Here is a 22814-nt window from a genome sequence, read left to right on the forward strand (position 1 = left end):
CCCATTCATCTTTTATTTTTAGGCTCTGTTAAACTATCAAAATAGCTTTAGCTCAAGCACATTAGTCTTTTTCCAAAACACCTTCTTGAATCAGTTTTTGGTGAATATTTTTACGCAACGCTTTTTTATCCAACTTCCCTACATTGGTTAATGGAAATTCATCAATGATTTCCAATCTTTCAGGCCAAAGGAGAACACCGGCTCCTTTTTCCTTTAAAAAATCGGTAATATCCTTCAGCTTAATATCGTTGACCTTTTCTTGTTTGTGTAAAATGACATAGGCACATGCTCTTTCTCCCATATACGGATCAGGCATTGCGACTACGGCCACTTGATCAACAGCCGAATGCTGGGCAATTAAGTCTTCCATTTCACTTGGGATAATTCCTTCTGCCCCACGTTGAATAATATCCTTTTGACGTCCGGTAATAAAAATGAAACCATTCTCATCAATTTTCCCTACATCGCCAGTTTTATAGTAACCCGCCTTTGTAAAGACCTTCTCATTCTCTTTTTCCGAGTTATAATATCCGGTAAAGACGCCAGGCCCCTTCACGGCCAATTCGCCTATTTCATTCGGCTGCAATACTTCTTCATTTTCACCAAGCGCAATCCAATGATCCCCATCTACCACCGGTTTTCCAATTGATTTTACGAGTTCTCCGGTCGGTGTGGTCAAATGATGGGCACTTGGACCTTCACTTGAACCGTAGGCAGATCCTCCTACTGTACAACCAAACGAATGAAAGAATTCTGTCGCTTTTATAAATATGTCAAAATGCAAGGAAGCACCGCCAGCCCGCACATACTTCAATGAACTCAAATCAAATTGATCAAGGTGCGGATGCTCCAATATTCCGATTAACTGAGTCGGAACCAGCGTTAATCGAGTCACTTTTTCGTGATGAACCGCTTTCAAAATATCTTCTGGTCGTGGGGAATTGCATATCACCAAGGTGCCACCCTTCATGAGAGTGCAGCCAATGGCACCTTGATGGGCCATTCCATGCCCAACTGGAGTGGTTAATAGACTCACATCATGATCGGTATGCATATGACTTATATAACGAATATTGGCTAAAATGCTGTTATGTGTTCGCGGGACCGCCTTCGGTACACCTGTTGTTCCTCCCGTTAAAATAATTAAAGCCACATCATTGGGATCAGGTTTTTCATGTTTAACCGTTGCCACTTCCTGGTCCGTTACTTCCTCTAGGGCCGCCATGACATCATGGGTTCCTTGAGGAAATCGGTCTTGTTCCCCGATCATCAAGACAAAAGAAAGCTGCTTATTTTTCGAACGCACTTCGCTTATACGTGGCAGTAAATCATGGGTACCGTCCCGATCGGATGTGATCCAGCCGATGGCACCGATTAAATCAATAATTTGATTGATTTCAAAGGTATCTTGCCTTGGTACAGCGAGTACGGGTATGGCACCAATTTTTTTCAATGCAAATAGTACAATGAGGAATTCATGGCGGTTGGGTAATTGAACGATAATTCGATCATACTTCTTGATTCCGATTTTTTTATAAAAGGCGGCACAACGATTCACCTTCTCTTTGAACTGTCCGTATGTCAATCTTGCAAATTGATCGACGACGAATAATTTATTTGGTTGTTTTTGGACTACTTTCATTAATACATCCTCATACGTTTCATTCAACCAATATCCTTTTTCATTATACTCTCGAATTTGTTCTGCTGTATAAGGCGTGACACCTGTCAATACATCGCCATTTACATTTATATTCACGTATTCCATCTCCCTCTGTATAATGCAATAATAGATAAAATGCAGAAAGTAGAAGGGCTGCCCATAAAGTCTAGCATCCAACGATTAGGCTATATCTAGAGAGTTACTGTGCTTGTTTAAGACTAGATATGATATCGTGATGCTATATACTTTGTTTTGGACAGCCCCATAAAATCTTATTGGTTCAATTGTTATTTCATAAACGGACTTTTCGTCACATCAATGCTTTTCTCTTCGTAATATTCTAATGCTCCAGGATGTATTAGTGATTTATCTAAGCCCAACATGGCCATTGTTTCCGGAGAAATATAGGCACCTGTTGGATGAACATCCTTAAAGGATTCTGCATTTTCCGCCATGATGCGCACGATTTCCTTTGCTACGCGATCCGGGAGTTCCTTATCTGCATACCACCCAACCATGGTTGCCTGTACAACATATGGATCTGTTTGATCTTTACCCAAAGCACCTGCCGGAATCTCCAGCGGTTCTCCTCCTAATTCATCCAATTCTTTAATTGCTTCTTTCATGGCTTTTGTATCAAAGGATAAATAGTTAATCTTATCAGTTGCTCCAAGTTCTGTCATGGCCGGATTGGATGCCCACTTGGCACCGCTTGGGTCCGTAGCAAATGATCCGTTTAAGATGGCATCGACTTTGCCATCCTTTAACGCTTGAATATCAGAGCCAATCGCCAAATTTTCATACTTGGCAGGTTTGATACCCATTTTTTCCAATACCAGTTTTGGTAGTTCCACACGTACGGCTGATGGCGGTGTTCCAATACCAACCACTTTGCCCTCTAAATCTTTTAATGTTTTAACGTCAGGATCGATAGAAACAAATGCATTGAAGTTCAAACCAAAGGATGCAAGTGCTCTTATTCCATCATACGGCTCTTTGAAAGGTGGAAATCCTGCTGCCGCTTCTTCAATTGCCATGACCCCAATTGTATTCTTTCGTTTATTTTCATCACTCATAACAAGTTGGGTATTTTGAAACGTTCCAGGTGATTCAAGAGCATTCGCTTTTAACCAACTGCTGTTCGAATTAATTAATTCTGCTAACGCTACACCAAATAGATATGTGGACGAACCATTTGAGAATGTATAAATATCGATTTCATATGTTTCATCCCCTTGTCCCCCCTTACTTTCCCCACCATTTGATTTGGATGAAGATGTACTACTTGAATTACAAGCAGATGCAACAACCATGAAAACACACATCATAACGACGAGCAACCATTTTCTTTTCATAAAAAACCTCCTTAAGAATTTTATTAGTTTAATAGAGTAACTTTTTAAACATTCAATTATTAAGGTTTACTTAAATTTCTCTCGGCCTAAACATTCTTGAATGCGGCATCTCAATTTTGAATAAATGCGCAGCGTTGCCTCCCAGAATAAGGTTCATATCATCTTGGGAAATCCGCAATCTTGTTAATTCACGCAAGCTCCATCCCCAATAATCCACTTGATGTGTGACCGGACCTTTTTTTCTAACTTGAACGCCATAACTTTCCGGATATCGGCCGGGTTGTGAATGGAAGCCCATGCTTGCGCCCCAATCCGTACCCCATAAAAGTTTTTCCGGTCCGATATTTGGATCAATTAAAGCCTTTTCATATAACTCTGTCCAATATAACCCGGTTTCCAAATATACATTGTCGTGGCTCGCTGCTACGTGGAAGCTTTCCTCTACAAATCTCTCAGACCACCAGCCCTGCATGCCGCCATGGTCAATGATAATTGGTACATCAGGGAAGGCATTGGCCAAGTCATGGGCCCATAATGGGTTATAATTAGCCGGACCTAAGGAGCCGTATGAATATGGCACTGTATATCCCATCGGCGCTCCCGTGTGATAGCGAGCCACTACATTATGATGCTGACAGACTTCCATAATAGCAAGCATGTTTCTGATAGCAGTTTCACGACTAATAATATTTTCCGGTGTATACGGCTGCGGCATGTATGGCAGCTGTTCACCAATCCCGACAAATTTTCCGGTAGAAAGATGTTTATCCAGCTCGTCACAAACTCCCTGGATAGTCCACTCAATTTCTCCTTCCATGACCAACTTGCTATACTCATCGATTCCCGCAAACGCGACAAATTTATTCGGATATTTTTCCACCAGCTCGGCATTAAGGGCATTTGTAAATCCAAATCCAGGTAGGAGGGCACACATATCGACTCCATAGCATTCCATATCATAGAAGAGTCTGTCTGTATTCGCATAAGGAACAATCTCCCTTATGGCTTCCGATAAATTATTCCACTTATTTGTGACCGGCTTTTTGGCCGTCATGTCCTTCAGTTTTTTCCCTGCAGCAAATCTTTGTGCATGTACATGTGTATCCATTACAAATCTTCCGGCTTTCAATAAGATTCCCTCCTAAATGATGAATTCATTTTTTTACATTTTTGTTCATCACTGCTTCAAATTATTTCCTGTTATTGGCATTTACTTCTTTCATTGAATATTTGCACTTATTTGCGGCTACGAACCTCCCATCGATTTTAAATGAATTATTAAATTACTAGTTATAAAATTTTGTTCACAATGTGAATTGATTGTTCACATTATTCATGATATAAATCTATCAAACTTTCATATTATTGTCAAAATATTTTATATTTTTTGATAACTTAAATAATTTATGTACATCAGTATTAAACATTAAGAACTTCCGGTTGTATATTTGCAGTGTTACTGCAAATATACAACTGCCCGTCACACAAAAAGAAGCTGGGTTTTATCATTAACCAGCTTCTGCTTTATTTTTCTCACCTATACTATGTTACGCTATGTCAAAAAGAAGCATTTTAAAGATTCCTATTAGATATAAAGCTCCTTATTAATTGGAATTCCATGTTCACGACAGTAGCTTTCATAGTGATTGATGTACCACCAGACATCACACGTTTCAAGGAAATTGGCATCCTCGTCGTAAAACTCAATCGCTCCATTCAGCCAGCCAAACAGCTTTACACCATCTGGGTGATCTGTCACAAGAGTATGTGTCTGGCCAGGTGTTTCATAAATAAATCCCCCAGGCCCTGCCACCCAGTCGTATTCGAGGTAGCGGACGCTTCCTTCCAGACAAAGCATTACCACCGTACCCCTGTGCTTGTGTGTACCAATTACACCAGGTGATTTGATCCATAGAATATTACTGAAAGTGTTGTTGCGAACATCGAAGGCAAGGTGTTTAATGGCAGCATTATCTCCGAACGGCACCCATGGGCTATCCTCGTCCGATACGAATTTACCTTCAACACCATAGCGCTGAATCTCATCTGCATAAAGTTCGGGGACATTGACAATTTTATAAGCGCTCCCTGGAGCCGTCATTCTTTTTACATTATTTGTTGTTTCTGTCATCATTTATTCCTCCTTAGTTATCATTAATATTTATGATTAATATTTTACTAACTCACAAGAAATCGTAATTTTCCTACTAGTTGCTTCATTTCATCCTACATCTATTGAGCGCAATATCCACCATCAACGAAGAGTTGACTTCCTGTTGTGAACTTGGATTCATCTGAAGCTAGGTAAAGAATTCCATTTGCAACGTCTATTGGTTCTCCGAAATGTCCCACCGGAAGTAATGATTTGACGTATTCGACATCCTCAACATTTGCCATCAATGGAGTTTGAATATATGCTGGATGTATAGTATTCACCCTAATATTCAGGCCAGCTTTCGCGCAATAAAGAGCAGCGGACTTTGATAATTGATCTACTCCCCCCTTGCTTGCGCTATATGCGACTAGTCCAGGATCACCAACCTTTGAAGCGATGGATGAAACATTGATAATGGATCCCTGCCCCGATCGTTTCATTGCTTCAATTCCATATTTAGTGCCTAAAAAAGGACCATCAAGGTTAACGTTAAGAATTTTATGCCATAGTTCAAATGTTGTATCTTCTATTGATGCAAACGTTCCTATCCCTGCACAATTTACCAATATATCAAGCTTATTATAGCTTTGGAGGGTCGTTTGGATGACTGACCTCCATTCTTCTTCCACTGCCACATTATGCTTTAAAAATAACGCCTCGCCATCATTTGACTGAATAATCGTCACTACTTCTTTTCCCATCTCTTCATTGATATCTGTTAAAACAACTTTTGCACCTTCTTTTGCAAATAAAATGGCTGTTTCTCTCCCAAGACCCGATGCGGCACCCGTAATGAGTGCAATTTTTTCTCGTAATCTCATTCCTTTCAATCCTCTCAAAAAATAGTTCAATTCATATTTTCGCTTTTAGGTGTTACTAGAATTTTCGAGTGAGATTTGTCTGTTAAAAGGGTGTTAAACCCTTCTTCTACTATTTGATCTAATGTAACTTTTTTAGAGATCAATCCCTTGGCATTTATTTTTCCGCTTGCTATTAACGAAATGACCTCTGGAAAAACATGCCGATATGCACAGGAAGAGCGAATCTTCCGTTCTTTTAACACTAGCAAATTAGGATTAAATGATACGGGGTTTTCCCATAAACTTACGATTACTGTTTCGCCATCCGGCTTTACGCTTTCAATAGCTTCCAAGAAAGAGGCCTCAACTCCAGCGGCTTCATAACTTACATCCACACCTCGATTACCGGTAATATGATGAATCATATCCACCGTTTTGTCCGTTTTTGGATTAATTAAATGGGTGGCGCCTAGTGCTTCCGCTTTTGTTAATCGGCTTTCGGATACTTCCACGGCAATAATTTTACTGGCACCTGCAGCTTTAGCAGCTTGAATAAGCAGCAATCCAATTGGACCTGCACCAAAAACAGCACAGGTATCTCCCACCTTTAGACCACTTTGGCGAACAGCATACACAGCCACCGCTGCTGGTTCTACGACCGCACCTTCCTCAAACGACATGTTATCAGGCAGTTTATGCACCAATTGAGCTGGTACGGTTGTATATTCCGAAAATCCTCCCCCATTTGAAGTAAGACCATGAAATCCTAACTTTGGACAAAGATTATAACGACCGCTCTGGCAATGAATACAAGTCCCACAAGTTAAGACGGGTTCCACCGTAACACGGTCACCAATTTGCACATTTGACACCCGTTCACCTATTTCAACCACCCGGCCTGCAAACTCATGACCCAGAATGACTGGAGCTAACTGTCCTGTTAATGGATGCGGTTCCTTTACAGGGATTGTCATTGGACCCGATACATATTCGTGAAGGTCACTTCCACAAATCCCGCCCCACTCTACCTCTATTTTAACCATCCCTTCACTTACAACCGGTTCTTCTACTTCTTCTACCCGGATATCTTTTAACCCGTGCCACCTTGCAGCTTTCAACTAGATCCTCTCCTCTTCCATGGTTAATTGAATTTAAATATGAGTCGGATTCTCTGATACAGGAGGAGTTTGTAATTCTTCTCTTTTTTTCACCTTAATTGGTGACGTTTCTGTTAAAAACAGTCCAATAACAGCACTTATAAGAGCAAATGCCGCTGCCATCAATAGTGGAGTCGCAATCCCATAGCTGTCAGCAAGGACACCGCTTAATGTTACAATTCCAACACCCCCTATTAATTCACCAGCACCCATAGTTAATCCCACAGCAGCTCCAATATATTTAGCTGGAAGGGCTTCAGACGGAATAATGGACATATAGAGGGCCATTGGTCCTGGTCCAGCACACCCAATAATAACAAGTAACATCAACAGCCAAAATGGTCCGTTAAAATATAAGATGGATAAAGGTCCTAACATCGAAATTAACGAAAATATTATCATGGCCGGCTTTCGTCCCCACCGATCAGACAAGGCAGGTACAACAAACCCCCACACAGCTGCACTTAGACCAACTGCCGCCATAACATAGCTCATAATATTAGGAGATACTCCTTTGACTTGAACCAAATACAGCGGAGCAAAGGCAAATAACAGCGTATACCATGGGATTAAAAATACTCCAATAATGGTACATAACATGATATTCTTGTTTTTTAGCAGCTCCGTCAGACGAATCTTCTCAGCTTTGTTCTGACTACCAGTTGACATTGAATCGGTTTCAATTGCAGATTTTGGTTCTCGAACATATTTCCATATTAAAAGTGCTACGATGATACCAGGAACAATGGTTAGCAAGAACGTTGTTCTCCAGCCTATTGCCGCGGCAACAGCAACAAGAACAATCGGTCCTAAAATCCCGCCTAAGAAATTAGATGAAAAGTTTTGCAGAAATCCTAAGTTGAATCCACGTCGGGATTCGGATGATTCCACAGCTAAAATGGATGTACCCGCAGGAAAGAATGGCCCTTCAAATAGCCCCATGGCCATCCGTATAATAAGTAAAGACATGAAAGATGTTGCGATACCTGTTGTAAATGAGCAAAGAGAAAATAGCAGAACCGTGAAGACTAATACTGTTTTCCTTTTCCCCATTCGATCCGCTAAAGAACCTCCAAAATATCCTCCCAGTGCCCACGTAAGGGAAAATGCAGCAGCAATTAAGGTGATTTGGGTGTTTGTCATTTGAACATCTTCAAGAATAAACGGCATTAAATAATTTAGCCCGAGTCGATCAAAAAATAGAAATCCCCATCCCAATGATAAAATTAGAAGCAGCCTATTTTCGTAATTCCAAAACTTCCTTTTTTTCATGCCTATTCACCCTTTCATCACTCGTTTGCTTTTCATAGATTATGTACAAGTTTGTATTATTTTGTGATTCCTTCCCGCTTTGTTTCCGCTCTCATTTTATTAGAAACCTTTTATGCATCTGTATTATTATTAGCTGGTCTCCTCCTTGTTTTATGAATGATTATGGTACTTCTTATATTTTTTATATTATTTGAATTTTCTAATAAATTATAGTGCAGAAAGTGTTAACATTCATGTCTTCTTTTAGCAATAACTGTTCCTAAGATAAAGCTTAAAAAATATGAGTCTACCAATAATAACTAGTAAATAGGGTTTTCTAACAAAATAAAGGCCAGATAACGAGACTGCTGAAAAAGTCGTCATTTTTGATGGAATTTCCATTACCATAACGAATTTTTTTCGAGGCCCAATATTTCTATCGATATTTTTCGCAAAAATAGTGTAATTCGATAAGAGGAACCCTTTTTAGAGGATAGTATTCTCGCTATCCTCTTTAAATTAACTGCAATGGCGGTTAAATTTGCTTGTCTGGACATGCTTTTTAGACCGTACCCCCTAGTACGATCTAACCCGTGTAGATTCTTTATCTCGCCATTTTTTCCTTCTTGGCAAGCTCTCTGCTTATATTTTCCTTAAAGGTCTCTTCAGCAAAAAGTTTTTTAACAAACAACCTTCTGCCGAATGTACACAATGGTTCAACCATATGGGTATGATCGCTTCATCGTATGGCACCATTCAATCAGTCAAAGCGTTAAGGGATGAGGACTTAAGATCTGAATTATCTAGTGTACATGTTCCTACTCTTCTCCTGCACGGGACAGAGGACCAGATCTGTCCTTATGATTTTGCGCTACATCTGTTGGAGAAGCTGCCAAATGCGCAGCTTCTTCCTTTTGAAGAAAGCGGACATGGCGTGTTCCATGATGAAAGAGAGAAGTTTAACCGGGTGATAGTGGATTTCTTAAAGCATTCACTGATCTAACTGTCTAGGTAACACGCATGAATCGTTCCTGCATTTCAAAGCACATCAATAAACAGAAGACATTCCTACTGGAGTAGTCTTCTGTTTCTAAAGATATTAGTGAGTGAACACAGTATATTTCACATGGAAATATACTGGCACTAAGCACCTATGATATTTCGATAAGCCCTAAAAGCAGAAATACCTGTACAGCGACATGGGCATCAAAAAATCCTTGACTCGTGGAAAGGTCAAATCCGCCGATTTCTTGAATGCGGGTCAGCCGGTAGCGGGCAGAACCTAATGAAATGTGCATTTCTTTTGCCGTGTTTTTCATATGGCCATTATTCTCTAAGTAGCAATAGAGTGTATGAAATAAATCCGCTCCGTACTTTTGATCATAGGCCATAATGTCATCCAATAATTCGTGAGCAAATAACGTGAGCTCGGAAAAGTTATCAGGCTCAATAAATTTCGCAATTGCGCCTAACTCTTTATACGATTTTATCTTCATCGGATTCTTGCTAAACGACATCATGCTAATCGTTTTTTGTGCTTCACCCAGCCCCCTGTTCAATTCCTCTACTTTGTTACATAAAGCACTAATTCCTAACGTAATATCCATCTCCGTGTTCCCGGCAAACACTTGGTCCAACAGCCAAGCTCCTGAGGACACCAAAGAAGGAAATGTTCGAACAAATTCCTCTGAAATCAGTACGATGATCTGGTTGAACCGAGTTGCAAGCACCCCCTTCACGTTTTGTTGGTCCAAAGCTTTGTAAAATCGATCAACAGCCGATTTTTTAAATTCGATAAAAGCTTCATCAAGCAGCTGTTCCTTTGGATCGTGCTTATTTAGATGAAACAGATACACATACTGCGGCTGCTCAATATTATAGCCAGCTAATTTTAAACGGTAGATGATATCCGCCTGAGGGATATCACTTTGAAAAAGAACATTCAGCAGCTCCTCTTTTAAACGGTGTTCATTTTCAAAAGCAGACGTCTCATTTAATATTTGAATGGCACTCACTGAAGAGGCTCTTTCAATTAATAAATAATCCAGTTCAGAGAAATCACCTGTTTTTTTAATAAAAGAAAGAAAACCAAATAATTTATTTCTTAGAAAAATAGGTGAAATAAGCCGGCTATAGACTTCATTCTCTGCTGTCGGAACCTTTAAGAGGATCGTCTTTTTTGAATGGAGGGTAGACTGAATCATTTTTTTTAATTCTTTATTGACAAAATCGGGATTTAAGTTGTCATTTTTCACAGAAGAACTTGCCTCAATCCGTTCAAATTGAATATTCTCAATGATGACTGGATAGTTCATTTCTTTTTCAATAAGTGTAATTAGTCCTTGCAGCCCGCTCCCGTTTAAGATAGCATTCGGTAATTTTTCGCTGATCTGCAAAGCTCGTTTGAATACATCCTTCTGCTCTTCGATCCGTTTGAAAGCGTTGTCTAATTCCTGGCCTAGATTTTCCTCCTGATAGTAGGGTAATTCATCCATAATCTCCTCCGCCCAATCAGCAACAGGCTTCGCAATCCAACGGCAATAAGGGTCTCCCTTCCCTTTGCATTCTACTTCTTTAAAAATAACCTGCCTCCCCAGGATACTGCTGACATATCCACCGGCATAGCCTGTTAATGTAAAGCAAACCGGTTCATAGGAGAAACCAAAATGTTCAATATGTTTCTCCGCTTCTTGTGAATATTTCCAATATCCTTCTGAAAAGTAATCTTTTGTGTCTGGATCAACGACTAATTTTGTAACAGAAATACCCAAATCCGCCGTCAAACCGTGTATCTGCGAACCAGAAAGGAATAAATCCTCTAACGTTAATGAGCTATATTCATCCTTGCTTTTTAATAGCTCAGAAAATTTTTCACCGCAATCCCAGCCATACCGAAGCAAAAATCCTTTGGCACGATCCATCCCCAAGGCAGAAATCAAATTTTTCCGTAGAGTGCCCAAAAGTTGTCCAGATTCCGGTAAGTATTTGATCATCTCATCTGAATTAATAATATTTGTCAATGGACGGTCCCATCCTTTAGTCTTTATTATTAAAAATATTCATAATATTAACAATTATTGTACTATTATTCGTGCTATTTTTACAATAAAATGATCATACAAACCAGGCGCCAATGGTTTTTGAAAACGTTCACACAATTGGAGGAATGAAGTATGAGTAAATTCAAAGAAACAATCAGAACCTGTACACAGCCCATAGCCGATCTAATAGAAAAGACGACAAACCCGCTCCATATTGCCATCCTTGAAAATTATCGCCGCCATATCCATCTGGAGGGTTCTGGTCAATTTGATAAAATCATTGCTTCTGATATGACAGTGGATCACCCCGTCTACCGCATCACATGGGGTGAGAATCCAATGGTTGTTGAGGAAAAAGAGGGTGTAGTTGACTTCTACAATATTGCCGCTCAATCCGTTCTTTGGCACTCCGACGAGCTATTAGCAGTAGCAGATTGGGGAATCGCTGACGAGCTTACCTTTCATCAATTAATTAAAGGACAGGCCCTGCTTGACTTAGGATTTCATGTAGCCGATCCAGAAAAAATCTATCACTATTCAAGCCGCCAAGTTTTCTTATGGCCATATGATCCAGAAACTGCCCGCTTAAAAGGAGAGCATCTATACGAAGATAAAACAACAGTGGTTATTGAAGAAGTGGCTGATGAGGATTTGATCACAACTGCTGAAGTAGCGCAGATTCATAAAGAAGTACTGGAACGTCTGGAAGCTGGCCGCCCGGATAAATACTGGACACTAGAAGTGGTGAAGCAACAGTTGGCAAGCAAAGTTTGATTAAGGATTCATTTCATTAAAAATTAGGGGGTAACGAAAATGATTGAAAGCTATATTACGATTGAGGAAAAATTAGATATACGACGTGACCACTTTGCTTTGGAAGAGGGATATTTGAGCGTATCTGAGGAAGAATCTCCTTGGATTCCATTTCCAGGAAATGATAAAGTATGGATTCGTCATTTGTCCTTTGATGTCCGCAATAACTCAGCCGTTAATATCCTTCGCGTAGACGCCGGCGGTTCACTAGGCCGCCACCGTCACCGCGGTCCTGTCACAGGCTTTACCCTTGAAGGAAGCTGGTATTATGAAGAGTATGATTGGGTCGCCAAACCTGGAGATTTCATCCGTGAAAGTCCAGGCAGAACCCACACCCTCATGTCTGATAATGGCATGAAAACCTTATTTCATTTAAATGGAGCCGAAGAATTCCTCGACGACGAAGACCGCATTCTCTTCATTATAGATGTGTACTGGTTCATCGACCATTATATGAGCTACTGTGAAGAACATAATTTACCGATTAATCAGAAGTTGTTTCTGTGAAAAGGATAGGTTATGCCTATATCACAGGGCTGGCTGTATTGCTTCCGCTGGAAGCAATACAGCCAGCCCCTCTTTATTCCCTTTATGGTTTTCCTCTTAGTATATATTTCGGTAGAATCACATAATAACTACCTCCCCTCCTAATTCTAAATAGTGTAGACTCCCTTCATTATAAACTCACATTTTTCTAAAGAATTTTTCATAAAAGAAGAGTCAGCGGAATAATCGAGGGCACTGAAAAAACTCCTAAATATTGTAAAAAGATATAATTATAGTATCAATTTCAAATGGATGGATACTATGATACAAAATCAAGAATCAATGGTTTTTAGTAAATATATGGATCTTTATGCTTTAATTGTTCCAAATGATAATATGTTGCGTAAAATTAACGATTTAGTGGACTTCTCTTTTGTTTATGACGAGCTTAAGGATAAATATTGCCATAATAATGGTCGACATGCTATCGACCCTATTCGCATGTTCAAATATTTATTGTTAAAGACTATTTATGACCTATCCGATGTAGACATAGTTGAGCGTTCAAGATACGACATGTCTTTTAAATATTTTTTTCATATGGTCCCAGAGGAACAGTTAAACCTGTTAAAAGAAACAGTCTCTGATGATATCGAACATTTACAGACTTCTAATGATAAGGATACAAAAGTAGGACATAAAACGGCCGATTCTTCATTTTTTGGCTATAAAACACATATTGCCATGAATGAAGAAAGAATCATTACTGCCGCGACTATTACTACAGGCGAAAAATAGCGAATTAAAACACAGACACGGGTATAACGTGGCAAAATCCTCGGGTCTAGTTGGCATGGAATTGCAAGGTGCTATAGCTATTTTTACAGTAAACTTAAAAAGAATAGTAAAACTAATCGACTAAACTAGAGGGACACAGACTCCAATTTACTTAAAAAAACGACTCAAAATTAACAGTTTGAGTCGTTTTTTTGTTATCACATTTTAAATCTCTCCAAAAACTCGGAAGATTTTCAGTGCCCTCCAGAGAACTGGCCTCTTTTTTAATACCGAATTTCCGCATTGTTTACTTAGTTAAATTTCATCATCCCTAAGAAACTGTATACTTGCACAGCCAAATGGGCATCAAAAAAGTCTTGGCTATTTGTAAAATCCAAATTACTGAGCTCCTGAATCCGTTTCATACGGTACCTAATTGCCCCCATAGAAATATTCAAATCGCGCGAAGTTTTTTGCATATTTCCTTGATTCTCAATAAAATAATAGAGCGTCTTTAATAATTCCGAATTATATTGCTCATCATAAGCCTTTATCTCATTTAATAACTCACAGGCATGGTTTTCAAGGTCAGCTAAATTCTCAGAACAGAAGATTTTCCCAATAAAACCGAGCTCACCGAAATAAATTACCCGCAAAGGACTTCTCTTTAGTTTCAAAATCTCAATGGCTTTTTCCGCTTCCTCAAATCCTTTTTTCAACGTTTTTATCTGTTTGCAAATAGAACTAATTCCCAACATGATGTTAAAGTTCCTATATTTATTTGTGATGCCGTTTAGGAGTGTTTGGCCAAATTCATTTACCTCGAGCTTGGATCTTTTGATAATCTCATGAGGCATTAGAATGACAATTTGATTTAGCTTTGTTGACATAAGACAAGGTTGCCCTAAACTTTTCACGTGATGATCAATCATCTCAGAGATTTGTTTCTTTACTTTTATTAAATGTTCTTCATTGCCTTTATACTCAGCGGCGGTCTCTAAATGAAATAAGAACACATAATGTTCTTGCTTAAGGTTATATCCTAAAATTTGTATACGATACATGATTTCTTCATTGTATGAACCTCTTATCAGTTCATTGAGAAATTCACCCTTTATTTGTTGTATCATTTCTATAGCTGTCCGTTCGTTTAATAGATAAATAGCACAAATTGTAGAGGCTCTCTCTAAGGAGATGTATTCCATTTCATCATACCTGCCAGCTTCTTTAAGGAAGGATATGTACCCCAGAATCTCATTTTTTATGATAATAGGTGAGATAAGCCGTTCATGCAGCCAGCCGAACTGCTCGGGAACAGTCATATGAACCGTTCTTTTTTCATTTATTACTTGATTAATTTGTTTTCTCAAGGTTGGTTCATGATTCGGGAACTTAATAAGTTCTAATAAGTTATGCTTCTTATATCTTCCATACGATTCTAATATATTAAAATTTTTATCTTCTATTATCACAGTATGGTTTAATTCTTCTCCCAAAATTTTAACAACAGATTCCAATCCACCGCCTGCTAGTAGTACTTTTGATAGTTTTTCATTAATCTTTAATGCTCTTTTAAAAATTTCTTTTTGTTTCTCAATTCGAAGAAAAGCGCGATCCAACTCCTGTGCTAGATTTTCCTCTTCATAATATTGCAATTCAGTGTCAATATCCGCTCCCCAATCTTCAATTGGTTTTCCGATCAATCGGCAACGTAAGTCACCCTTTCCTACACATTCAATTTCCTTGAAAATTATTTTCCTGCCCAATTGAGCACTGACGTAACCTCCTGCAGTTCCAACAAGATTAAAACAAACCGGTTCATGATGATATCCAAAATTTTGAACATGTTGTTCTGCTTCAACAGAATCATACCAGTAGCACTCTGAATAATAGCCCTTTGTAGCAGGATCAAATATAAGTTCTTTGACCTCCACTGAAACATACCCAGTCATTCCGTGTACATACCCCCCTGCGGAAAGCCATTCACTTTCCGAGTCAAAAGGAAACATTTCTTTTAAATGCTTTGCGACATTGATGCCATAACTCCATCCGTGCCGTAATAAAAATCCTTTTGCCCTGTCAATGCCTAACGAAGCGATGAGGTCTCTTCGTAATGTGCCATATGCATCCGCCTCCATTAAAATCATCCTTTTGTTGTTTAAATGGATTCTTCCAGATTCAGGGTAGAATTTGATTATATCTTCTATATTCATTTGTGAGTTAGTAATCATGTATTACTCCTCTCATAGACATTAGTTATATAAATAAGTATTATAAGAGAGTATGAGAAAAGAGAGTATCCAACTGAATACTCTCATTCTCATACCGAATACCCCATTTAATGTTTTTCTGAGTGATGAGGATATTTTTTTATGCTTAACATACAAACTATACGTCATTCATTTCCATTTAGTTTAGTAAACTATTCTGGAATATATGGCAGGTCTAAAACATTTGGAACGTTAATAACATGTGATTGAACATAAGCTAATAGCCCTTCGTCACCGTATTCACGACCAATGCCTGATTGTTTTACTCCCCCGAATGGGAACCTGACATCTAGACCCATAATGGCGGCTGTATTGATCATGGTTGTTCCTGCCTCTATGCGGCGCGCTACCCGGATAGCATGTTCTTCTTCTCCCCAGATTGAGCTTGTAAGACCATATATACTATTATTGACCAAGGAAATTACCTGTTCTTCATCATCATACGGAAGAATTGGTACCGCAGGACCAAACTGTTCTTCCACCACTATCCGTTCATGATAATCTGCATTTAATACCAATGCCGGCTGCATAAAATAACCCTTTTCAAAGACATCCTGTTCTAGGATCTTTCCGAGGGAAATAACCTCAGCACCACGGTTCTTAGCATCATCAAGTAAACCCTTAACAAAATTGAGCTGCGCAGGATTGTTCACCGGCCCCATCGTTGTTTCTTGCTTCAATGGGTCTCCTATACGGATCCACTTATTAGCTGCCTCGATATACTTTTCCACAAATTCATGATAAATCGAACGATGCACATACACCCGCTTTGCAATCATGCAAATTTGACCATTATTAAGGAAGTTGGCAATGACTAATCGGCGCATCGCTTGTTTGTCGTTCACATCAAATTCAGGAAGGAAAATAGCAGCATCGTTCCCACCTAATTCAAGTGTCAAATTCTTTATCGTATCAGCAGCAGATTTCATAATATGTTTGGCTGTTTCGGTACCGCCGGTAAAGGCAATTTTAGCTACCTTCGGATTGGTGGTTAATTCCACACCCACATCTGATTCTCCATGTACCAGGTTAATGACACCCGGCGGAAACTCTTCAGCCAATATTTCGATTGCCTGACTGACAGCAAGCGGGGCATACGGACTTGGCTTGAGCACCACTGTATTACCTGTTAATAGTGCCGGTGCTATTTTAATAGTGGAAAGTGAAATAGGATAGTTCCACGGGAAAATAGCTGAGACTACTCCCATTGGATCATAAGTAATAATGGTTTTTCCATTTTCATGTTCCTGTACTTTTCCCTTTACAACTTCCTTTACTCTATTGCATGCATGTTCCATCCACATAATCGATACAAAAAGTTCCCCTTGTGCATCATAGAGGGGTTTCCCATGTTCACGAGAAAGTAGTTCTGAAAGCTCAGGGCCTCTGTCCTTCAGCTTTTGGATGGCACGCTGCATCCGTTCAATCCGTTCATCTATCGATGTTCGTGCCCATGACTTGAATGCATTTGAAGCTGCTTCAATCGCCGTTACTGCATCTTCCCTTGTATTGATTGGAGCATAACCCACAATCTCCTCAGGGTTTGTCGGATTCTCACGAGAATATTGTTTTTCAGTTTTCACTTTTTTCCCGTTTATGATGGATTGAACAACTATCAGTGTTTTATTTTCCATAGAATATTCCCTCCGTTATTCTATTTATTTATTAACCAAACAAACTAGGAATCCATAAAGTGACAGCTGGAATATAAGTAATAATGACTAGTGCGACAAGAGCGACTCCAATAAAGGGAATGAGTGTCCGAGACAATCTCTCAATTTTGATATTACTCATGGATGAAGCGATAAATAATGCGGTTCCAACTGGAGGTGTGATTAAGCCAATGGTTAAGTTCACACAAAGGATAATCCCAAACTGAATCGGATCAATTCCGAATTGCACGGCTACCGGTAATAATATTGGAACCAGGATAATCATGGCAGCCATTCCATCCAGGAACATCCCCACAATTAAAAAGATAATATTGATTAATAACAAGAACACAAATGGGCTGTCAGAAATGGAAATTAGGAAGTCTGCCACCTGATTCGGTATTCTTTCAAAAGTCAAAATCCAGCTGAACAAGCTTGCCATAGCCACAATAAACGTAACAATGGCCGTATTCAGTGCTGTATTCATTAAAATTTTTGGTAATTCCTTCAGCTTCAATTCTTTATAAAGCAGCCAGCCAATTAACATGGCAATCAAGGCGGCAACAGCAGCTGATTCGGTTGCTGTAAATACGCCTGACAAAATTCCGATTAGAATGATGGCAGGAATACTTAATGCTGGAATGACATTCACAAAACTTTTCACAACTGTTTTAAAACTGGCTCTATCAGCTTTAGGAAATTTTTCTTTTTTCGATATAGCAGCAATTAAAAGGATAAGACCCCCACCAATTAAAAATCCAGGAATTATTCCACCCAAAAACATTTTGGCAATCGATGCCTCAGCTGTAACTCCATAAATAATGAAAACAAGGCTTGGAGGAATGATGGGTCCCAACAATGCTGATGAAACCGTGAGTGCTGAGCTAAACTCCTTCTTATATCCTTCTTTTTCCATGGCAGGTACCATCACCCTGCTCATCATAGCTGTTTGAGCATTAGCAGATCCTAAAATAGAGGCCAAGAACATATTTGCAACAACATTTACATAGGCTAAGCCTCCGCGGAAATGCCCCAGAATCACTTGACAAAAGGAAATCAGTCTTTTTGTGATACCGCCAGAATTCATCACTTCTCCGACAAAGATGAACAGCGGGATCGCCAACATTCCAAAGTTTTGAATTCCCGAATAGACCCTATGGGAGGCTGACTCTAGTAAAAGCATATCGCCGCTGAACAAAATATAAAGAAGGGAACTGATTCCGAGCACATAGGCAATCGGAACACCTAGGAAAAGAAGAATGACAAACGACAGAAACATGATAAGCAATTTACTCTACCCCCCATTCTTTTTCTATACTTTGCTGGTAATCAGCAACTGAGGTTGATGATTCAGTTTTTAATAATTGAATGATATTACTGATACAGAATATGATGGTAAGCAGCGTCGTTAACGGAATAATGGAATATGGAATCCACATCGGAATCTGCAATGCTGATGATAAAGTACTTTGCACATTCGGTGCCGTGATCCAATTAAAACTATAATAAAACAACATACAAGAGAAAAATAAGACGAATAGTTGGATAATGATCTGTACGGAAGTACTAACATGTCCTTTTAACCGCTCCAAAATGACTGTAATAGCAACCATGGAACCCTGTTTGATACTTAGACTCGCACCTAGAAACGTAATCCATGCGAGTAGAAAAAGAGCTATTTCCGATGTACCTACGAGCTGAACTTTAAAAATCCGAAATAAGACAGCAATGTTCAGGTCGAGTATTAAAACCCCGACACTGACCTGAACAATGAAAATAACTATCTTTTCAAATATACGGCTGACGTATTCAATCCCATTAAGATATTTCATCATGTCAGAACCTCTTTCTTTTTAATCCATTTCCAACATTAATTGGAGTTGATTTCTTTTGCCTTCTCAACGAATGCCTTAATTTTTTCATCTTTGCTTGCATATTTTTTGATAAATTCTTCTTGTACTTTTTGTAACTCTGCATCCATTTTTATTTCTGTAAATTTAACTCCTTCTTCTTTCATCGCTGCCATCGCTTCATCGGCTAATTCTTTATAAATAGAAATGTTTTGTTCAACCGCCACATTCATCGATTCTTCAACAATGGACTTCTCTTCATCTGATAAGCTGTCCCAGAACTTATTGCTAGCAAGGATGGCAGAGTTAAAGGCCATATGATTAGTTGTCGTATAATTTTTTCCGATTTCATAAAACTTACCTGATGACATCCCTGTAGATCCTGAATCGATTGTATTCACAACGCCTGTCTGGAAAGCACTGTAAAGCTCTGCAAAATCAACCGGAGTCGGGTTGGCCCCTAATGTCTCCCAAAAATCAACAATAGCGGGACTTGGAGTTACGCGAATATTAAGTCCTTTGAAATCATCAATACTTTCAATCAATTCTTTACTTGATAAAACATCACGCATTTCAATCAAGAAATAACCAAGCGGATGTACACCTGCTTCTGTTAAAGTCTCAAATAGTGCCTTAGCTTCGTCTGTTTTTCCCATTTCATAAGTTTGTTCAGCATTATCAAATAAAAACGGCATAAACCAGGCATTGAAACTAGGAGAATGATTGGCTAATTCCCCTGAAATAATCGCAGCCATGTCTACAGAACCGGATTTCAATTGGCTCATCGTTTCAGCATCGGTACCCAATGTATTGTTCGGATAGAGTTCAACAGCAATTTTCCCATCCGATTTTTTTTCCACTTCATCTTTAAAAATAAGAGCTGATTTATAGTGAATATGAGATTCGGCACCACTAAAGGCAAATTTAATCGTTTTTACACCATCCGAAGAAGTCTTGCTGCTGCCTCCCCCTCCACAGGCAGATACAATAAGCATAAGAAATACGGTTAATATGACTAATAATTTTCTTTTCACTTTCTTCACCTCGATAAATTTATTTTTATTACATTCACTTTCGACTATCTATATAACAATGTTGTATAGAATAATTTTGTTATCTTTTAATTCAACTGCCAATCCGCAGCCTGTCCCACAAGAGCTGCAAATCGTTTTCGTTGTATGTAAAGATGTTTCTGTACTCAACTTTCGAACCATTTCATCATTTTCCAAACGGGGAAATAAACTTTCCCCGTCAGGAAGTTTAAAAAGTTATCTCACAGAACCATGCGGGTCAATAACAAACTTTCTTGCTACCCCGCTGTCAAAAGCTGCATAGGCATCAGGTGCTTCATCAAGTGAGATAAGGGTGGCATTGACTGCTTTTGCAATTTGAGCCCGTCCGTTTAGGATAGACATCATCAAATCACGGTGATACTTCATTACCGGAGTTTGGCCAGTTACAAATGTATGAGCTTTTGCCCAGCCTAATCCAAAGCGGACTTTTAACGTGCCCTGTTTGGCATCAGCATCAATCGCACCTGGATCTCCTGTTACGTACAATCCAGGAATACCTAACTGCCCGCCGGCACGGGTGACTTCCATAATGGAATTAAGTACTGTTGCTGGGGATTCGGTATGGTTCTTCCCATGACCATGTGCTTCAAAACCGACACAATCAATGGCTGAATCGACTTCAGGTACACCGAGAATATGTTCAATTTGTTCACCTAAGCGATCATGCTCACTTAGATTTACGGTTTCACAGCCAAAGCTTCTTGCCTGAGCTAGGCGTTCAGCATTTAAATCACCAACAACCACAACAGATGCGCCTAACAATTGGGCTGAGTGAGCTGCTGCTAACCCAACTGGACCGGCACCTGCTACGTAAACCGTGGAACCTGGTTTTACTCCAGCAGAAACGGCACCATGGTAGCCTGTTGGGAAAATATCGGACAGCATTGTCAGATCAAGAATTTTTTCCATTGCTTTGTCTTTATCAGGAAATTTCAGTAATTGGAAATCAGCATAAGGAACCATCACATATTCAGATTGACCGCCAACCCATCCGCCCATATCGACATAACCATAAGCTGAGCCGGGACGATCCGGATTGACATTTTCACAAATATGAGTATTTTGTTCTTTACAGCTGCGGCAGCGCCCGCAGGCAATGTTGAAAGGAACCGAAACCAGATCCCCTTTTTTGATAAATTCAACATCACGACCTACTTCAATCACTTCACCCGTTATTTCATGACCTAAAACCAGTCCTTCTGGAGCGGTCGTTCGTCCGCGCACCATATGCTGGTCACTTCCGCATATATTCGTTGTAACGACTTTGAGTATCACCCCATGTTCACACTTACGACCAACATTTAAAGGATTGACACCAGGACCATCTCTTAGGATTAAATCAGGATAACTAATGTCCTCCACCGCTACACGTCCTTGACCTTTATATACTACCGCTCTATTACCCACCATGTTTATCCACCTCATTATTATTTTCTTTGAATCTAGTTATTTAGAAATCTTCTATTAAAAAAGAAAAAATTCATATACCCTTAGAGGGTTACCTTTTTTTAGTACGACCTCCTTTTTGAACTATAATGAGCTCTTATTTGTTGAACAATATTGCTCATAATTTTAGTATAATTTTGGAATATTTGATTGTCAATATATATTTTTTCAATTGTTAGAATATTAAAATATTTTATAAAAAACGATCTCCACTCTTCCTTTTTCAATTAAACTAAATAAGTATAGTTATCCTGTATTAATTCCCGAATATTCATTATATGTTTTTTTACAGCTTCCTCACATTTGACTGGATCCCTGCTCTGTAAAGCTTTTAAAATCGCTTCATGCTCTTTAATCGAAAGATCCTTTCTGCCAGGGACCAAAATCGTTCGAAAATAGGATCGATTAAGCTGTGTTTTAATAGTATTAATCATTTTAACAGCTTCCGGATTGTTCGAAGCCTGATAAATAATTTGATGAAACAGACGATTTTTCTTTGAATATTCATCAAAACGGTTCTCTTGTATTAACGTACTCATTTCAGAAAAAAGTTCTTCCAATCGTACTAAATCATTGTCCATAATGTTTAATGCCGCTTTTCTGCCAATTAACCCTTCCAATACTTCACGCATTTCTAAATAATTCATCATTTCTTCCAATGTGAACGACTTGATGGTGGCCCCTTTATTCATTTCAACCGTTACTAAATTTTCTTTTTCCAGCATCATTAGAGCCTTTTTGACCGTACTTCTACTCACATTAATGTCTTCAGCCAATTTATTTTCTGTTAATTTTTGAGATGGTTTAAAAACACCATTTAAAATTCTCTCTTTAATATATTCATAGGCTATTTCCATTTGTGTTACGGCCATAATACCCCCCCTTCCCCTTTACAGGATGAACATTTTCTTTCTATCTCTACTATCCGCATGTTTAAAAAAGAGGGCTGTAACAGCCGCTCCTTTATTTAAATTTGAATATTCCGAAAATTAATTTTAGATATAGAGTATTTGGTTTATACATAG

19 protein-coding genes and 2 pseudogenes are annotated in these 22814 nt (G+C 39.0%); 4 read left to right on the forward strand and 17 right to left on the reverse strand.

Annotated features, from left to right (window positions below; all coding sequences use genetic code 11):
* Positions 1-61: 61 nt before the first annotated feature.
* The 8 genes and pseudogenes from F4V44_RS06670 to F4V44_RS06705 all read right to left on the reverse strand — a co-directional run.
* A complete protein-coding gene (locus tag F4V44_RS06670; protein WP_191090598.1) occupies positions 62-1759 on the reverse strand; it encodes an AMP-binding protein in 1698 nt (565 codons plus the stop codon).
* 191 nt (positions 1760-1950) lie between these two features.
* Entirely contained in the window at positions 1951-3018 is a 1068-nt protein-coding gene (locus tag F4V44_RS06675; protein ID WP_150439225.1) for a TAXI family TRAP transporter solute-binding subunit, read from the reverse strand.
* A gap of 70 nt (positions 3019-3088) precedes the next feature.
* Positions 3089-4147 carry an amidohydrolase family protein gene (locus F4V44_RS06680; protein ID WP_150439226.1) on the reverse strand — a complete coding sequence of 353 codons (1059 nt, stop codon included), beginning with the start codon at positions 4145-4147 and terminating at the stop codon, positions 3089-3091.
* A 456-nt stretch (positions 4148-4603) separates the two neighbouring features.
* Entirely contained in the window at positions 4604-5152 is a 549-nt protein-coding gene (locus F4V44_RS06685) for a 2,4'-dihydroxyacetophenone dioxygenase family protein (protein ID WP_223881822.1), read from the reverse strand.
* 98 nt (positions 5153-5250) lie between these two features.
* Positions 5251-5994, reverse strand: coding sequence for a glucose 1-dehydrogenase (locus F4V44_RS06690; protein ID WP_150439227.1), 744 nt, complete (start codon positions 5992-5994; stop codon positions 5251-5253).
* Between the two features lie 26 nt (positions 5995-6020).
* A complete protein-coding gene (locus F4V44_RS06695) occupies positions 6021-7091 on the reverse strand; it encodes a 2,3-butanediol dehydrogenase (RefSeq protein WP_150439228.1) in 1071 nt (356 codons plus the stop codon).
* Between the two features lie 33 nt (positions 7092-7124).
* Positions 7125-8402, reverse strand: a complete 1278-nt coding sequence (locus tag F4V44_RS06700; protein WP_150439229.1) for an MFS transporter — start codon at positions 8400-8402, stop codon at positions 7125-7127.
* Positions 8403-8782: 380 nt separating this feature from the next.
* Positions 8783-9031 (reverse strand): annotated as a pseudogene (locus F4V44_RS06705) (transposase); the annotation flags it as partial.
* A 74-nt stretch (positions 9032-9105) separates the two neighbouring features.
* Between F4V44_RS06705 and F4V44_RS06710 the strand changes: the two are divergent.
* A complete protein-coding gene (locus F4V44_RS06710) occupies positions 9106-9384 on the forward strand; it encodes an alpha/beta fold hydrolase (RefSeq protein ID WP_150439230.1) in 279 nt (92 codons plus the stop codon).
* A 148-nt stretch (positions 9385-9532) separates the two neighbouring features.
* On the opposite strand, the gene F4V44_RS06715 is transcribed toward F4V44_RS06710, so the two are convergent.
* Positions 9533-11401, reverse strand: a complete 1869-nt coding sequence (locus F4V44_RS06715) for a helix-turn-helix domain-containing protein (protein ID WP_150439231.1) — start codon at positions 11399-11401, stop codon at positions 9533-9535.
* A gap of 153 nt (positions 11402-11554) precedes the next feature.
* Between F4V44_RS06715 and F4V44_RS06720 the strand changes: the two genes are divergently transcribed.
* From F4V44_RS06720 to F4V44_RS06730, 3 genes and pseudogenes are all read left to right on the forward strand, one after another.
* A complete protein-coding gene (locus F4V44_RS06720; protein WP_150439232.1) occupies positions 11555-12196 on the forward strand; it encodes a hypothetical protein in 642 nt (213 codons plus the stop codon).
* A gap of 39 nt (positions 12197-12235) precedes the next feature.
* The gene (locus tag F4V44_RS06725) at positions 12236-12742 is read left to right on the forward strand and encodes a 2,4'-dihydroxyacetophenone dioxygenase family protein (protein ID WP_150439233.1); all 507 of its coding nucleotides are present in this window, start codon (positions 12236-12238) and stop codon (positions 12740-12742) included.
* Between the two features lie 300 nt (positions 12743-13042).
* A pseudogene (locus F4V44_RS06730) lies at positions 13043-13516 on the forward strand (transposase); the annotation flags it as partial.
* 293 nt (positions 13517-13809) lie between these two features.
* Here F4V44_RS06730 and F4V44_RS06735 read toward each other — a convergent pair.
* The 8 genes from F4V44_RS06735 to F4V44_RS06770 form a co-directional block, all read right to left on the reverse strand.
* Positions 13810-15729, reverse strand: coding sequence for a XylR N-terminal domain-containing protein (locus tag F4V44_RS06735; RefSeq protein ID WP_150439234.1), 1920 nt, complete (start codon positions 15727-15729; stop codon positions 13810-13812).
* 191 nt (positions 15730-15920) lie between these two features.
* A complete protein-coding gene (locus tag F4V44_RS06740; RefSeq protein ID WP_150439235.1) occupies positions 15921-17402 on the reverse strand; it encodes an aldehyde dehydrogenase family protein in 1482 nt (493 codons plus the stop codon).
* A 31-nt stretch (positions 17403-17433) separates the two neighbouring features.
* Positions 17434-18699, reverse strand: coding sequence for a TRAP transporter large permease (locus F4V44_RS06745; protein ID WP_191090603.1), 1266 nt, complete (start codon positions 18697-18699; stop codon positions 17434-17436).
* Positions 18700-18709: 10 nt separating this feature from the next.
* Positions 18710-19255, reverse strand: coding sequence for a TRAP transporter small permease (locus F4V44_RS06750; protein ID WP_150439237.1), 546 nt, complete (start codon positions 19253-19255; stop codon positions 18710-18712).
* Between the two features lie 35 nt (positions 19256-19290).
* On the reverse strand, positions 19291-20304 hold the full coding sequence (locus F4V44_RS06755; RefSeq protein ID WP_150439238.1) for a TRAP transporter substrate-binding protein: 1014 nt from the start codon (positions 20302-20304) through the stop codon (positions 19291-19293).
* A gap of 48 nt (positions 20305-20352) precedes the next feature.
* On the reverse strand, positions 20353-20484 hold the full coding sequence (locus F4V44_RS28375; protein ID WP_150439239.1) for a hypothetical protein: 132 nt from the start codon (positions 20482-20484) through the stop codon (positions 20353-20355).
* A gap of 54 nt (positions 20485-20538) precedes the next feature.
* Positions 20539-21753, reverse strand: a complete 1215-nt coding sequence (gene fdhA, locus F4V44_RS06765; RefSeq protein WP_150439240.1) for a formaldehyde dehydrogenase, glutathione-independent — start codon at positions 21751-21753, stop codon at positions 20539-20541.
* Positions 21754-22016: 263 nt separating this feature from the next.
* The gene (locus F4V44_RS06770) at positions 22017-22661 is read right to left on the reverse strand and encodes a GntR family transcriptional regulator (RefSeq protein ID WP_150439241.1); all 645 of its coding nucleotides are present in this window, start codon (positions 22659-22661) and stop codon (positions 22017-22019) included.
* Between the last annotated feature and the right edge of the window lie 153 nt (positions 22662-22814).

This window comes from Niallia endozanthoxylica, assembly GCF_008710145.1.
GTDB classification, from domain to species: Bacteria; Bacillota; Bacilli; order Bacillales; family Cytobacillaceae; genus Bacillus_BD; species Bacillus_BD endozanthoxylica.

Bases quoted from the DNA above. Each gene is read 5' to 3' on its own strand.
- F4V44_RS06770 (WP_150439241.1), bottom strand. From the start codon at position 22,661: ATGGCCGTAACACAAATGGAAATAGCCTATGAATATATTAAAGAGAGA.
- F4V44_RS06685 (WP_223881822.1), bottom strand. From the start codon at position 5,152: ATGATGACAGAAACAACAAATAATGTAAAAAGAATGACGGCTCCAGGG.
- F4V44_RS28375 (WP_150439239.1), bottom strand. From the start codon at position 20,484: ATGGTTCGAAAGTTGAGTACAGAAACATCTTTACATACAACGAAAACG.
- F4V44_RS06750 (WP_150439237.1), bottom strand. From the start codon at position 19,255: ATGATGAAATATCTTAATGGGATTGAATACGTCAGCCGTATATTTGAA.
- F4V44_RS06735 (WP_150439234.1), bottom strand. From the start codon at position 15,729: ATGATTACTAACTCACAAATGAATATAGAAGATATAATCAAATTCTAC.
- F4V44_RS06720 (WP_150439232.1), top strand. From the start codon at position 11,555: ATGAGTAAATTCAAAGAAACAATCAGAACCTGTACACAGCCCATAGCC.
- F4V44_RS06675 (WP_150439225.1), bottom strand. From the start codon at position 3,018: ATGAAAAGAAAATGGTTGCTCGTCGTTATGATGTGTGTTTTCATGGTT.
- F4V44_RS06725 (WP_150439233.1), top strand. From the start codon at position 12,236: ATGATTGAAAGCTATATTACGATTGAGGAAAAATTAGATATACGACGT.
- F4V44_RS06745 (WP_191090603.1), bottom strand. From the start codon at position 18,699: ATGTTTCTGTCGTTTGTCATTCTTCTTTTCCTAGGTGTTCCGATTGCC.
- F4V44_RS06700 (WP_150439229.1), bottom strand. From the start codon at position 8,402: ATGAAAAAAAGGAAGTTTTGGAATTACGAAAATAGGCTGCTTCTAATT.
- F4V44_RS06690 (WP_150439227.1), bottom strand. From the start codon at position 5,994: ATGAGATTACGAGAAAAAATTGCACTCATTACGGGTGCCGCATCGGGT.
- F4V44_RS06740 (WP_150439235.1), bottom strand. From the start codon at position 17,402: ATGGAAAATAAAACACTGATAGTTGTTCAATCCATCATAAACGGGAAA.
- F4V44_RS06710 (WP_150439230.1), top strand. From the start codon at position 9,106: ATGGGTATGATCGCTTCATCGTATGGCACCATTCAATCAGTCAAAGCG.
- fdhA (WP_150439240.1), bottom strand. From the start codon at position 21,753: ATGGTGGGTAATAGAGCGGTAGTATATAAAGGTCAAGGACGTGTAGCG.